The organism is Halopseudomonas xiamenensis, from assembly GCF_014219065.1.
Taxonomy (GTDB): domain Bacteria; phylum Pseudomonadota; class Gammaproteobacteria; order Pseudomonadales; family Pseudomonadaceae; genus Halopseudomonas; species Halopseudomonas xiamenensis.
On the sequence record NZ_JACLGO010000037.1, the window covers coordinates 21,330 to 34,434 of the forward strand.

At 58.3% G+C, this 13,105-nt stretch carries 16 protein-coding genes and 1 pseudogene; 11 read left to right on the top strand and 6 right to left on the bottom strand.

What is annotated here, in order from left to right:
- Nucleotides 1-3 precede the first annotated feature (3 nt).
- Entirely contained in the window at nt 4-474 is a 471-nt protein-coding gene (locus tag H6X51_RS18220) for a hypothetical protein (RefSeq protein ID WP_185268898.1), read from the top strand.
- A 182-nt stretch (nt 475-656) separates the two neighbouring features.
- Here H6X51_RS18220 and H6X51_RS18225 read toward each other — a convergent pair whose 3' ends face one another.
- The gene (locus H6X51_RS18225; protein WP_185268899.1) at nt 657-1,985 is read right to left on the bottom strand and encodes a spinster family MFS transporter; all 1,329 of its coding nucleotides are present in this window, start codon (nt 1,983-1,985) and stop codon (nt 657-659) included.
- Nucleotides 1,986-2,396: 411 nt separating this feature from the next.
- On the opposite strand from H6X51_RS18225, the gene H6X51_RS18230 reads away from it, so the two are divergent.
- Together H6X51_RS18230 and H6X51_RS18235 are read left to right on the top strand one after the other, a co-directional pair.
- Nucleotides 2,397-2,714 (top strand): hypothetical protein, encoded by a 318-nt coding sequence (locus H6X51_RS18230; RefSeq protein WP_185268900.1) that lies wholly within the window; start codon nt 2,397-2,399, stop codon nt 2,712-2,714.
- 192 nt (nt 2,715-2,906) lie between these two features.
- Nucleotides 2,907-3,506: a pentapeptide repeat-containing protein gene (locus tag H6X51_RS18235; RefSeq protein ID WP_185268901.1), complete on the top strand. Its 600-nt coding sequence runs from the start codon at nt 2,907-2,909 to the stop codon at nt 3,504-3,506.
- 87 nt (nt 3,507-3,593) lie between these two features.
- On the opposite strand, the gene H6X51_RS18240 is transcribed toward H6X51_RS18235, so the two are convergent.
- Both H6X51_RS18240 and H6X51_RS18245 read right to left on the bottom strand, forming a co-directional pair.
- Complete coding sequence (locus H6X51_RS18240) at nt 3,594-5,897, bottom strand: DUF6351 family protein (RefSeq protein ID WP_185268902.1); 2,304 nt, start codon at nt 5,895-5,897, stop codon at nt 3,594-3,596.
- A gap of 145 nt (nt 5,898-6,042) precedes the next feature.
- Nucleotides 6,043-6,501: a DUF4112 domain-containing protein gene (locus H6X51_RS18245; protein ID WP_185268903.1), complete on the bottom strand. Its 459-nt coding sequence runs from the start codon at nt 6,499-6,501 to the stop codon at nt 6,043-6,045.
- Between the two features lie 96 nt (nt 6,502-6,597).
- Here H6X51_RS18245 and H6X51_RS18250 point away from each other — a divergent pair, with 96 nt between their 5' ends.
- The 6 genes and pseudogenes from H6X51_RS18250 (at nt 6,598) to H6X51_RS20140 (ending at nt 10,285) form a co-directional block, all read left to right on the top strand.
- Complete coding sequence (locus H6X51_RS18250; RefSeq protein WP_221627417.1) at nt 6,598-7,857, top strand: RNA polymerase sigma factor; 1,260 nt, start codon at nt 6,598-6,600, stop codon at nt 7,855-7,857.
- 89 nt (nt 7,858-7,946) lie between these two features.
- Nucleotides 7,947-8,804, top strand: coding sequence for a YciI family protein (locus H6X51_RS18255; protein ID WP_185268905.1), 858 nt, complete (start codon nt 7,947-7,949; stop codon nt 8,802-8,804).
- Nucleotides 8,801-9,160, top strand: coding sequence for a YciI family protein (locus tag H6X51_RS18260; protein WP_185268906.1), 360 nt, complete (start codon nt 8,801-8,803; stop codon nt 9,158-9,160). Before H6X51_RS18255 ends, H6X51_RS18260 begins: the two co-directional genes overlap by 4 nt.
- A gap of 33 nt (nt 9,161-9,193) precedes the next feature.
- Complete coding sequence (locus H6X51_RS18265; protein ID WP_185268907.1) at nt 9,194-9,547, top strand: DUF1428 domain-containing protein; 354 nt, start codon at nt 9,194-9,196, stop codon at nt 9,545-9,547.
- Between the two features lie 33 nt (nt 9,548-9,580).
- Nucleotides 9,581-9,715 (top strand): annotated as a pseudogene (locus H6X51_RS20440) (hypothetical protein); the annotation flags it as partial.
- A 231-nt stretch (nt 9,716-9,946) separates the two neighbouring features.
- Nucleotides 9,947-10,285, top strand: a complete 339-nt coding sequence (locus H6X51_RS20140) for a hypothetical protein (RefSeq protein WP_235991402.1) — start codon at nt 9,947-9,949, stop codon at nt 10,283-10,285.
- Nucleotides 10,286-10,347: 62 nt separating this feature from the next.
- Here H6X51_RS20140 and H6X51_RS18275 read toward each other — a convergent pair whose 3' ends face one another.
- The 3 genes from H6X51_RS18275 to H6X51_RS18285 form a co-directional block, all read right to left on the bottom strand.
- Nucleotides 10,348-10,566: a VF530 family protein gene (locus H6X51_RS18275; protein WP_185268909.1), complete on the bottom strand. Its 219-nt coding sequence runs from the start codon at nt 10,564-10,566 to the stop codon at nt 10,348-10,350.
- Between the two features lie 46 nt (nt 10,567-10,612).
- Entirely contained in the window at nt 10,613-11,032 is a 420-nt protein-coding gene (locus H6X51_RS18280) for a CBS domain-containing protein (RefSeq protein WP_185268910.1), read from the bottom strand.
- Nucleotides 11,033-11,348: 316 nt separating this feature from the next.
- Nucleotides 11,349-11,603 carry a hypothetical protein gene (locus H6X51_RS18285; RefSeq protein ID WP_185268911.1) on the bottom strand — a complete coding sequence of 85 codons (255 nt, stop codon included), beginning with the start codon at nt 11,601-11,603 and terminating at the stop codon, nt 11,349-11,351.
- A 180-nt stretch (nt 11,604-11,783) separates the two neighbouring features.
- Between H6X51_RS18285 and H6X51_RS18290 the strand changes: the two genes are divergently transcribed.
- Nucleotides 11,784-12,155, top strand: a complete 372-nt coding sequence (locus H6X51_RS18290; RefSeq protein WP_185268912.1) for a hypothetical protein — start codon at nt 11,784-11,786, stop codon at nt 12,153-12,155.
- 213 nt (nt 12,156-12,368) lie between these two features.
- A complete protein-coding gene (locus H6X51_RS18295; protein WP_185268913.1) occupies nt 12,369-12,797 on the top strand; it encodes a hypothetical protein in 429 nt (142 codons plus the stop codon).
- The last annotated feature ends 308 nt before the right edge of the window (nt 12,798-13,105 follow it).

A 13,105-nucleotide genomic window follows, 5' to 3' on the forward strand; every position in this document is an offset into this window, starting at 1 on the left:
AGTATGAAGCAGCGCGAACCAACGGACCCGTCTCGCTTGCTGAAGGACCTGGAGTCCATCCGCACACTGCTGGATGACGACCCACCCACAGACCATCAGCTCGACATTCCCCTGTTGCAGGACATCATCAGCTCCGGCAGCGACAAGCCGCCTGCAGCATCAGCAACACTGGCCGGCAACAAGTCTCCCAACCCCTTCCTGCCCTATGAGTCCCTGGCACGTCTGGCCGGTGAACGGGTCCAGCTCGAACGCATACTCCAGCAAACCGCCCAGCAGTCACTCACCGGCCTGCACACCGGCGCCCGCGAAGTACGTATGGAAGCCCGGCTGCAGGCCGAAGCACAGCTGGTGATGCAGGATGTGATCGACGAGATACTGCCGGTGATCGAAGCGGAATTGCGCAAGCGCCTGAGCGGCAAGCTCGAACAGATGGTTCAGGAGCAGTTGAGCCAGCGAGGCATGGACAACCGCTGAAAGGCCTTCCCCCTGTGGGAGCAGAGCGCCTGGTCAATCGCGGCGGGGCGCCGCTCCCACTCCAGTCCCCACTCCTGTGGGAGACTCCATGGTGCCAGGCAGTCTGGTTCGAGTGCCGGGATGGCAGGCAGCAAGCAGCCTTGTGAGCGCCGCCCCGGCGCGAGGCGGACACTCAGTCGCTCTCAAGCCGGCACCATCTGCTCCAGGCCGTCACGCATGCGCAGCGCATCCTGACGGAAGCAACGCGCGGCCTGCAGCAGCGCCAGCAAGGTGAGGAACAATGCCACCGGGATCAGCAACATGGCATCGTGCAAGCCGACGGCCTTGAACGTCTCGGTCATTTCAGTAGCGCCCGCGGCATGCATGGCCGCCTGGGCTGAGCGATCGGACCACCAGCCCACCACCAGCGGCCCGAGACCACCGCCAAGCAGGTACAGGCCGGCAAAGAACAGCGCCATGGCCGTCGCCCGCAGGCGCGGCTCGACCACATCCTGGATCGCCGTGTAGACGCAGGTGTAGAAGTTGTAGGAGAACAACCAGCCAATACTGAACACGCCGACGAATACCGCGGTATCGATACGGCCGGCGCTCAGCGCCCAGGCGGTGCAGACACAGGCGACCAACATGCTGAAGGCAGCGAACAGCAAACGACCGTTGGCCCAGCGCTGATGAATCTTGTCCGCCAGCCAGCCACCCAGGGTCAGGCCGAACAGCCCGGTGACACCGACGATCACCCCAGTCGCCATGGCTGCATTCTGCAGCCCCAGCCCGAAGTAACGCTGCAGCATCGGCACCATGAAGGAGTTGCAGGCATAGGAAGCGAAGTTGAAGGCCAGCCCGGCCAATACCAACCACCAGAAGGTACGGATCTGCAGCACCTTGCGCAGGGGCTTGTCCACCGGTGTGGTACTGACCTTCATGCCATCCGCGCCACCGCGTGCCGGCTCACGAATGAAGAACAGGAACAGCGCCAGGATCAGCCCCGGCACCGCAGCGATAAGAAAAGGCGCACGCCAGCTGTCGAACGCCTGGACCATGGCACCGATGGTGAAGAACGCCAGCAACAGCCCCAGCGGCAGCCCCAGCATGAAGATCCCCATGGCTCGCGCCCGCTTGTGCGCAGGAAACAGATCGCCGATCAGCGAGTTGGCCGCCGGCGCGTAACTGGCCTCACCGATACCCACACCCATGCGGATCAGCAGGAAGCTCCAGAAGTTCCAGGCCAGACCGTTGAGCGCCGTCAGCCCACTCCACACCGCCAGGCCCCAACCCATGATCTTGCGCCGCGCACCCGTATCAGCCATGCGCCCCAGCGGCAATCCGGCCAGGGCATAGACAATGGTGAAGGCGGTGCCGACCAGACCCAGCTGCAGATCGCTCAGCCCCCACTCCATGCGGATCGGCTCGATGATGATGGCCGGAATGGTACGGTCGAAGAAATTGAACAGATTGGCGAGGAACAGCAGGAACAGAATGCGCCAGGCATAGGGCGCTTGCTGATTGGGCTGCATGGTCGGTTCTCTTGTTGTTGTCCATGGGGCGCCTGTCGACGCGATGCCGGCCTTGACCACATCGCCCGAGCGTCGGGAATCCACAATCTAGAACCTTTACCGCGGCCTGTCTTCGACTATTCGCCGGATTTATGCACGGCGATGGAGCATCCAAGCGAGGCAGACGAAATCCTTGCCCGCCGCCGCCCTCAAGAGTGCCAGCCAACTGCCGATATAGTGGCAAGGTGCAACCACACAGCAAGCCAAACCATGAACCTTATCGCCCACGCGGTCAGAGTAACCGTCCCCGCGCAGTCCCCTACCCAGGCTGGGCAGACGCACGTCCCTGTCCCGCCGAACGATAATAGCTCCACCTCCAGCCAGGCCGATACAATCGACATATCGGCGCTGGGCCGGACCCTCGCCTCCCAGATGAAAACCAGCCAGAGCGATGGCAAGCACAGCGATATCAATGACAGTGACCTGCCCGCCGAAGTCCAGCGCCTGCTCAAGCTCATTCGTGAGTTGAAACAACAACTGCAGGAGCAACAACAGCAACTGATGGAGGTCATGACTGACACGGCGCTGGACGAGGAAGCCAGGAAGCTCGCACTGGCGGGGATTCAGGCGAGCATCGGCACCCTCTCCGGCGCCCTGATGAACGCCTACAATGCCTTGATACAGCTGTTCAAGGACCTGGACATGAGCAGTGAGCAGATCACTCAGGCCACTGCGCTGATCATGAAGTAGAAACGCGCCAGCAATCCCGACCACTCTGCATGGCTTGACCGACCGGGCTTCAGTGCCAGTCACCGCCCCTAACCGATACGGACGTTGCCACAGCCTGGCCGATTACCCCATATTGCGAACACCGCAGCGAGGCGCCAACACGCGAAGCTGTTATTCAAGCACAGTGGCTGGGCCACATGAGTTGAGGCTGTCGTGAACGATATCGCAAGTAACCAGCAGTATTTTGATCAAATGTTTGATCGGCAGGACCTCTCGTCAACCGAGATCAGGGAATCCGTCTTCGAGGAATGCGAGTTCAGCGATTGCGACCTTTCTGCCACTATTCTGACTCGCTGCAAGTTCGTCGACTGTACTTTCAAACGTTGTAACCTGAGCCTGATGGTCATTTCTCAATCACGCTTTTCCACCGCGGAGTTTATTGAATGCAAGCTGGTGGGAGTGGACTGGACCAGAGCCCATTGGCCGTCCTTCGACCTGGAGCCAGGGTTGGCATTCAGAAGCTGCATACTGAATGACTCCAGCTTCTTCGGACTGACACTGCACGGGCTGCAATTGCAGGATTGCAGGCTGCACGACGTGGACTTTCGCGAAGGCAATTTTTCCGGATCTGCGATGCGTGATTGCGAGTTCAACAACAGCGTATTTATGCGCACCGACTTGAGCAAGGTCGATTTCAGTGGCTCGACGGATTTCACCATTGACGTGCTGGTGAACAGGATCACCAAGGCAAGATTCTCCCGCGTGGAAGCCTTGATCCTGCTGGACAGCCTCGGGATCGAGCTGGTTGATTAGGTACTGGCGCAATATCTGAGCGTAAGCCGTGATGGTCTCGGCTGAGCCCCCGCCACCAGTTCAGACACTGGTGGCGAGGCGCCTGGCTCAAGGGCGCTCGAACCAGCTCAGCTCCAGCGGTACCGCATCCGGTCCCTCCGCGAAGCTCATCCAACCCGGGTTCGGCTGTTGCCCAACACCGGCCTTACTCCAATCACATACCCCATCCGCAAAGACGTCACGCAAGCGATTCTGCTGGTCGATGCTAAACACGATCGGCTCGCCGGTGACACTCGCCTCATAGTCGGCACTGGCAAAATCCAACGGCTTGAGCTGACACTTGAGAATGTCTTCGGCCACAGGCCCGCCCGCTATCTGCCGCGGAGACTGTCCGAATTTGACCGGGCAGGCTTCCGTATCCAGCCCTACATCCTCTACCCCGCCGTCACCGTCACCAACAAGGCACTGGTCCTTCGCTGCGCCAGGCTTATTGGCAATCACCTTCTCAGCCAGCGTTTGCTCAGAGTCGTCCCCCTCAATAGCACTCAACCATTCATCCATGACAATAAACGCTGCCGTATTCGGCGCCGGTACCCCATTCTGATCGAATGCCCAGATCAACTGGTTATCATGATGACCGTTAGCCTTGAGCAGACGGTCACGTACGGACTTGGCTCGCCAATTCAGATGAATATCAACCGCGGGTTCGTTGTAGCGGACATCGATGATCGGCACGTTGGCCAGGTAACGACCATCCGTGACCATACCTGCAACATAGGCACGCTCAAGATCCGCGGGCATCGCAACACGCCGTTCCGGTCCGGCAATGAGATTCTGGTCAGGATCAAAGTAACCGATGTTCTCGTTCATATGCACAAAGCGCTCCGGTGTAATGATGCCGCCCTGCAGCGCTCGCAGTCCGTATTGCACGCCCTGGTTGTCCAGCGGCTGATTCGCCCTGGTCACGCCGTCAGGATAGGCACGGCTGCCCAGCAGGTTTACATTGTGCTCGGGATGGGAGCAACGAATCCCTCCCGGATTATTGGTCGGATGAAACACCAACTCAGCGGGAAAACCGGCCCCACAATTGCTTGCATTGGCAGGGTTGCCCGAAGGGAGAAAGGCCCAGTTCCAGCTTGAACAGTGATATAGGCTCGAATGACCAGTAAAGGCTAGCGTCAAGCCTTGTTGCTCCGCGGGGGGCACCATTTCAATGTAGCCACCCGTTGCATTGAATATTCCGCAATCGGATATCTCAATGCCATTGGTCAGCGCGTCCGCATAGGTTACCGAGGGGATCAAGCCATCAAGCAGGCCGGGATAGGAAGAGGCCATGGTCAACTGCACAATGGCTCCACCCGACCCGCCGGTTCCTACGCTGTAGCGGATCGGCCCCCAGCTCTCCACGATGTGCTCCTTGAGCATCATCAGCGTCTCGGCACCCAGCGCATGGTTGGCATTAGTGCCATGATCGTTCAGACTCGAGGTCGCCAGCATGTAGCCCTTGCGCAATGCCTCCTCGCTGAAGAAAGGCGCATTCGCAGGAGTCTGGAATCGGCTACCTCCAGAGCCACCGCCGAAGGTAAATACCAGCTTGTTGTTCCAACCCTTTTGCGGATCGGCGGGGTGATGCGGTTGTCCCGGGTCATGAAAGACCGAGATCGCATACATACCGCGATTCAGCGTGCCCCGCTCCAGCGCGAGGATGCTGCGTACGGTATCGCCTCGATCATTGGTAAAGCGGGCAATCTGGCCATCCGCTGGCGGGTTCTCCGTATCGTAAGGAAGGAAGCAGCTATTGTCCGCCGAAACATCGAACTCGCAATCAGCAGCGAAGTTGGTCGGTTGGTAGAAATAGCTGACTTCCCGCTCGATGCCGCAGTTTGAATCAGGGCTGTCAGATAGGCCGCTGGCGCGCGATTGAGCGCTGGCACTTTGGCCATTACTGGGGTTGGTCACGGTTACACTGGCAGCCGACGGCTGGGCACAGATCCAGGGTTCCAGCTGCGGGCCGGAAAAGATCGGACCGCTAGCCGGGTGGTTGGTAACCACCAGATCCATCGACCGGGATGGCCGCTTTCTCGAGTGAGCCGAGATGGTGTTTTCGCCCACATCAAGACCCGATACCAGGCCAACGAAACGGTTATCAGCTCGAAGTGCAAAGGCATCGGTTACATCGTCACCGTTGAGTTCAACCACAACATCATCAGCCTCGTTGGAATTCGCCAACTGCACCTCGACCAGCACATCGCCGCCTGATATCAAGGCAGGGTCGTTGGACAGGGAGCGCACATCTTCAATCTGTGCCGATGATGAGCTGGACGAACCACCACCTCCCCCGAGACATCCGCTTAGTGCCAGCGCTGACACCATACCGATTACCAGAGGATGGATGGAGAGTGGAGCATGCATGTGTTTCTCCTCGGCCAGCACGCCTTCGCCAGCCTGATATTATTTTTATTGGATATGACCGCTTGGGTCGGAGAAAAGCATAGATCAAATGCCGAATAAGCGAGGGCGTATTTCATGCGCGCGAGATTGGAACGAGCCTGCACCCTCACAGAACAAGCAGCAAGCCACCAATGATCGCGGCAAACAGAACAGACAATCCGATCAATATCTTCCAGGGAAAGGATCGCGGGGGCGGCTCTACTGCGAGTTGTTCGTTCAGATAATTTCGCAGCAAACGGGTATTGCGCGTATTGGCCTTGTAGACGGCATCGAAGGCATCCCCCACAACCGGCACCAGGCCACCGACAAAGTCGATCCCGATATTACGCAGCATGCGCCGCTTCACCTCCTTGCTAGCCCCTGCTCGCTGGGCCTCGATCAACACATAGCCTGACATCAGCAACCCGATCACATCACCGATACCCGGCACCAGGCCAATGAGCGGCTCCACACCAATCTTGAATCGAGTGAAAGGCAGACCGATGCTATTGTCGGTGAAACGGCTGAATCTATCGAGCCGGGCGAGTATGGCTCGTTGTTCGGCTTCGGATGGTTTTCTGGTCATTACGGCTCCGATAGCAAAGGGCTCCAGATCAATATAGGCTCAATGTTCACTGCAAGCGTCGCCGAATCCGAGTTCACGACGATCGAGCCAACCATTATGAATGCCATGCCCGCTTCTCCAGCACATATCGAGCAGATCTATCAGGATCATTCTCGCCGAGTTCTCGCAACGCTGATCCGGTTGCTCAACGACTTCAGCCTGGCCGAGGAGTCTCTGCAGGAAGCCTTCGTCGCAGCCCTGCACCAATGGCCACAGGAAGGCATTCCCGACAACCCTGCCGCATGGCTGATCAGCACCGGTCAGCGGCGCGGTATCGACCAGATCCGCCGTAACCAGACCGCGCGGCGTCATGCCCATCTGGTGGAGCACGACGAACCCTCCACGGAGGAAGCCGATGAGACTCCCATTGATGACGACCTGCTGCGATTGCTGTTCACCTGTTGTCATCCAGCGCTGGCCATGGATGTGCGGGTAGCGCTGACCCTGCGGGAAATGTGCGGCCTCACCACCGAGCAGATCGCTCGCGCCCTACTGCAGAGGCCCGGCACCGTGGCGCAACGCATTGTTCGTGCCAAACGCAAGATTCGTGACGCCGGCATTCCCTACAAGGTGCCGGACAGCCACGAGTTGCCGCAACGGCTCCCCGATGTGCTCAAGGTGATCTACCTGGTCTTCAATGAGGGCTACTCTCGCAGCGACGGGCAGCATGTCCTCGATGTCAGCCTCGCGAGCGAGGCTATCCGGCTGACCGAATCCCTCGCCCGGCTGCTGCCCGATGGAGAGGTGTTCGGGCTCACTGCCCTGATGTACCTGCAGCACTCGCGCCGCGATGCTCGCCAGGACCAGTGCGGCGAATTGGTCACGCTGGAACACCAGGACCGCAACCTCTGGCATCAGGCGGATATCCGCCTCGGTCTCGACTGGCTGGCCCAGGCGCTACAACTCACCCCTGTCGCCCCCTACACACTGCAAGCCTCGATCGCGGCGGAACATGCCACTGCCCAGCATGCCGACGACACCAACTGGAAGCGGATCGTTCTGCTCTACGACGCCCTGCACCAGCAGCACCCTTCCGCCGTGGTCGCCCTCAACCGGGCAGTGGCAGTGGCCATGCGCGACTCGCCCCGCGAGGGCCTGCGTCTGCTGGACCAACTCAGTTCCACCAGGGAAGTGCTCAGCTACCACTTGTATCACGCGGCTCGTGCCGACCTGCTGCGGCGCACGGGCGACCTCGAATCGGCCCGAATGGCGTACCAGCGAGCGCTGGCGTTGACGGCCCAGGAACCGGAACGGCGCTTTCTGACGCGACAGCTACGCTTGCTCGATGACCATCTCGCCAGCCGACCAGCGCCATAAGAATTTCATAAAAAAATCGATACCGCTGTCGATCTGGCCCCTGTCCGCACGACTCAAGGGTAACTACCCCAGCAGAGGAGAGCGACACAATGAAATTCATGTTGATGCGCAAAGCAGACGAGGAAACCGAGAAAGGCACCCTGCCAACGGCAGAGGTACTGCAGGCCATGCACGGCTACAACGAGCGCATGATCCAGGCAGGTGTCTTCCTGTTCGGCAATGGCGTCAGGCCCACCAGCGAAGGTTGTCGTATCGTCTTTCGCAACGGTGAGGCCAGCGTTATCCGCGGGCCCTTCTCTCCCGCCTCGGACCAACTGGCCGGCTATTCGGTACTGGAAGTGGACTCCCTGGAAGAGGCCATCGACTGGGCCAGGCAATGGCCACACGAGGACAGCGATGGCAACGCGACCCTGGAGTTGCGCCGCTACTTCGAGTTGAGCGATTTCAATCTGGATGCTGCGCTCATGGATAAGCATCAGCGCCAGATGCAGCTGCCAGTGGAGCTGAACATCCACCTGTCATTTCCCGGTAACTGCCGTGAAGCCATGACCTTCTACCAGCAAGTCACCGGCGGCGTTCTGGAAGCCATGATTCCCTATGCGCAGACACCCGCCGCAACGGAAGTGCCGGCCGAGCAGGCCGACCGGATCATCCACGCCTCGCTGAACATTCGCGGCCGGCGCCTGATGGCAGCGGACATGACCGGCGACTGCCACCAGGCAATGCAGGGTAGCTGTGTCCACCTGGAATTCGACACCCTCGAACGCGCCGCCGAGGTGTTCGATCAGTTGCAACAGGGCGGTCAACTCATCATGCCCTTCGAAGAAACCTTCTGGGCCAAGCGCTTCGGCATGACCACCGACCGCTTCGGTACCCACTGGATGATCGGTTACGGCACCGGTCATTGTTCCCAAAACCTCAACACAGAGGAGGTTAACGCCCCATGAAATATGTCGCCCTGGTGTACTACCAGGAAAGCCTCATCGAAGCCATGACCGAGCAACAGTGGCATGACCTGAACCAGGAATGCATCGCTGGCGTCGAACGGCTGTGCGCCGAAGGAAAGTACATCACCGGCCAGCCACTGCAACCGGTGACGACAGCCACCACGGTCCGCGTACGCAACGGGGAGACGCTGATCAGCGACGGCCCTTTTGCCGAAACCAAGGAACAGCTGGCCGGCTTCTACCTGCTCGATGCCAACGACCTGGACGAAGCCCTCCAGCTCGCCAGCCGTATTCCTCCGGCGCGCCTGGGCAGCATCGAAGTACGGCCCGTCCGGGAACTACCACCCAAGGACTGAAACAGTCCCAAACACCGAAACAGGAGTCCAACCATGAACTACATCGATGGATTTGTCGCAGCGGTGCCCAGCGCCAACCAGCAAGCCTATATCCAACACGCACGCCTGGCCGCCCAGGTGTTCAAGGAGCATGGCGCACTGCGGGTAACGGAATGCTGGGGTGATGATGTCCCCGAGGGCGAAACCACGTCCTTCTCGATGGCCGTGAAACGCCAGCCCGATGAAGCCGTGATCTTTTCCTGGATCGAATGGCCCTCCCGGGAAGCGCGTGATGCAGGCATGGCCAAGGTGATGCAGGATCCCCGCCTGCAACCGGAGAGCAACCCGATGCCCTTCGATGGCAAGCGTTTGATCTATGGCGGGTTCCGCATGCTGCTGGATGAGTGAGAAGATTGTGATGGTCACCGTGCCTCCGCCGGCATAGGTGCCACAACGACAACAGGGCTATTGGACGCCGGAGCACGGGTAATCGCTGCTGCCAGACGCATTGAGCGCATGCAAGCATTGCAGAAGGAACTGGGCGTTGGCGATGACCGTCTTCTGGCGATCCAATGCGATATTCGTACCACGATCCGCCTTGCGGGGTCATGCTCACGCCCTGCTCCGCAAATGCCCAACAAATGTATTCGCACGAACCACGGCGGTGCATCCCCACCCCATAAATACCGACACAGCCCCATTCACCATGGCCGCAGCCGGTATAAAACGGGCAAAACGAGAAGTTGGAACATAATCTGCTTGGAAACCAGTAGCCACGACGCCGTACCCGTCCGAAGGAGAGGGAGCATGATCGACGAAGACCGGTTCAACCGAAGCACTCTGGATCGCATGGTCACTCTGCGCAGACGCCTCAAGCAAACCATGGGGGTGACCATACACCTGAGCGAGCCTGATGCATTCGAACAGATGATCAAACTCAGCGAGACCAATGCAGAAGAAGATGTGCGCAAACTGGGCGCAGAGCTGACACTGACCATTTTTCCACAGCAAAAGTCAGCGATAACCGGGAAAGGAATGATAGAGACGATGCGTGAAAGGCTCACCAGCAACTCGCAAACCGCCTCACAAGCCAGTACATCCAATGAAGTGGTGAAGATCTACCGTGGTCGGATCGTACAACAATAGCGAGACCCACACTCTCACATCTGCGATACCACCTGAATAACAGCATCATGATAAAGAGAGCCTTAATCAAAGGTCGCTACATATAGCTTCTCCACCTTGTCCCTTGCCCACGGGGTCTTACGCAAGAATTTCAGGGAGGATTTGACCGACTGATCCTTCTTGAAACAATTGATATCTACCCGCTGAGCCAGGCCGTCCCAGCCGTAGTGGCTTTCCAGTCTGGTGACGACCTGCTCAAGCGTGACCCCATGCAGCGGGTCGTTCGATTTTCCATTAGCCATGATCCAACGACCGTCCTCTGCTTTGTCTGTAAACCCGATCCAGCCCCTACTCCGATCCTGTTGCACGACCTTCACGGACTATTTCAATCAACGCATTCAGGGCGTCGGTGGCCGTAAAGATACCCAGCAGCTCGCCCTCTTCATCCTTGACGATCACACTGCCAACCTTGTTTTCAGACATGAGGAAAGCCACCTCATCCAGGGGCGTAGCGGCGTTCACGCTCAAGGGTTCCTCCGCCATGATATCGGAGGCCTGCACCTGAAACTTCTCCGCAGCGCTCAAGCCGGAAAAGAGTCGTACATCACGGTCACTGACCACACCCACTACGGTGCTGCCACGAACGATGGGCAAGTGACGAATACCATGCTTCTCCATCAGGAGCCGCAAATCGTCAACCATCATGCTTTCGTCCGCAGTGACCGGATCAGGGGTAGTGAATTCTTCCACCGGAACATTGATAGGCATGGTAGACCTCCTGTAGTCCTCCGCAAAACGCAGATGCAGCTGAGTACGATGGTTCACCATATTGGCGGATAGATCAATTGATGCAGCTCATCAGAAGCCGTCATCAACTGATGAGGTCGCCCTGGCATGAATCATTTTTATGTGCAGAAAAGTGTGGAATGGATCATTATTTCCTCATGAGGTGAGCTATTGAGCAGTAAGCAGTCAATTGGCATGCCCAGCAGGCATAACACCATGGAAGGCCGAGCGTGACCCGGCCAACTCCACAGCTCGGCATTGAGGGGAGATCCTCTCCCTCATATGCCGAGCTACATGGCTAGTGGCTGTGAGGATCCTCACCCAGCAACCCAAGCGCCTCGCTCAACACGGCAACCGACTCCTCATGTTGCCCAGCGTCATGCAACTCCTCTCCCTGCGCACGCAACGCCACTACCCGATCCAGTACCGCTTCATCGGTTGGCGGGTTGCTTTCCAGGATGGCATCGATCCTGGCCATATCCTGCGGGCAATGCATGGCAAAGACAGCAGAACTGAATACCACAGCAGCAAACAGCAAGAATAAACGGGACATGAAGACACCCCTCATCTGGTGGGCTCCCAGCACCCCTCAAGCGTAGTTCAAAGAGTCAGAATTGCGACGAGCCAGGAGTGCAAAGCACAGAAAGCCGACCCGATACTTACTTTTTTGCCGGCCCTGGAAACCAGAGCCCCTGTGCTAAAGTAGCCACAAAATCCAATCTGGACGATTCACATGCTCATATACCTCCTGATCGCCTGCGACCGCCTTGAAGAAAAACGGGAGAAGAAGCTGAGGCAGAGCCTGCCGGAACTGCAAGCGGCGTTGCAGGCGTATGTTGCTGCCAATGCAGCCAACAATGTCACCCTGATCAACGAGTGCGAGAGCGACGATTGCGAAGACTGGCAGTTGGGAGTCAGCCAGCCGGTGACGAAGAACATTCACCTCAATTTCCCAGTGGACCTGTTCAACAGTCTGGCCGAGAAATATGGCATTGATTGCGAGGTGGGTTATATCGAAGACGGTGCCCGCGAGCCCGTCAGTTATTTCGGCAAGTATGAGGGCAAGGGTGAGGCGTTCTTGATAGCGGAGTATTTGGGATTATAGCAGCGCACCCAGCGTAATGATGGCGACATTGCGCTGGCATACTCGCGCTTTAGCAAGGTGGCAATCAGAAAATTGTACCTGGTCCCATTTCCGGATAACCAGTTCATCATCCCGAGCAGTCCGGTGAAGACCATCAGACTCACCGGCACCCACTCAAGAATACCGGCCACTGGCCGATAGACAGACAACAAGATGCCAACCAGCAGGCATATCGTGAACCCGATTATTGCATCACCCATCTCCAGGCTGCCGACAGCAATAGCCAGCCCGGTCAGCCCGGCTCCAGCGGGCAGCAGCCCCGAATTATCCGGCACCACCGATGCTGTCGACCTGTCTTCCCTGGGCCGTGCCCTGTCCGCCCTCAGTCAGGGAAGTCAGTCCGGCGGCACCCAGGACGCCAGTTCCAACTACGAATTGCCCGAAGAAGTTCAGCGCCTGATGGAGCACATCCAGGAGCTGCAACAGCAACTGCGTGAAAAGCAACAGCAGCTCATGCAGCTAATGGCCGACACCAGCCAGAGTCAGGAAGCCAAGCAGCTCGAGCTGGCCGAGATCCAGGCAAGCATCCAGGTCCTGACCGGCCATCTGATGAGCGCCATGACACAACTGCTGCAGATGATGGAAGCATCCGCTGAGGGCTGAGAGCCAGTGATGAGCAGGATGGGAAAGCCTCTTGCCAGCCGGAGCAGGGCCTGCTGAGCCAAGCAAACAATCATCTTGCAAACTCACTTTTCAAAAGAGGATTTACACAGGAAGGGGGAGAACAAGGGGCGCCCCGTCCCGGCTGTCAGGCTTGCCCGGATAACCTGCGGTGTAGAAGTTTCGATCTGATCTGACACTCGGCTTGAAAAGGACGGGGTTACCGAGTTTGAGGGTTGTGCGACCAATCATCTCACTCATAGGAGTAACCCCGCATGAATGTTGTAAATCAACCGATCGTCAAACACAAG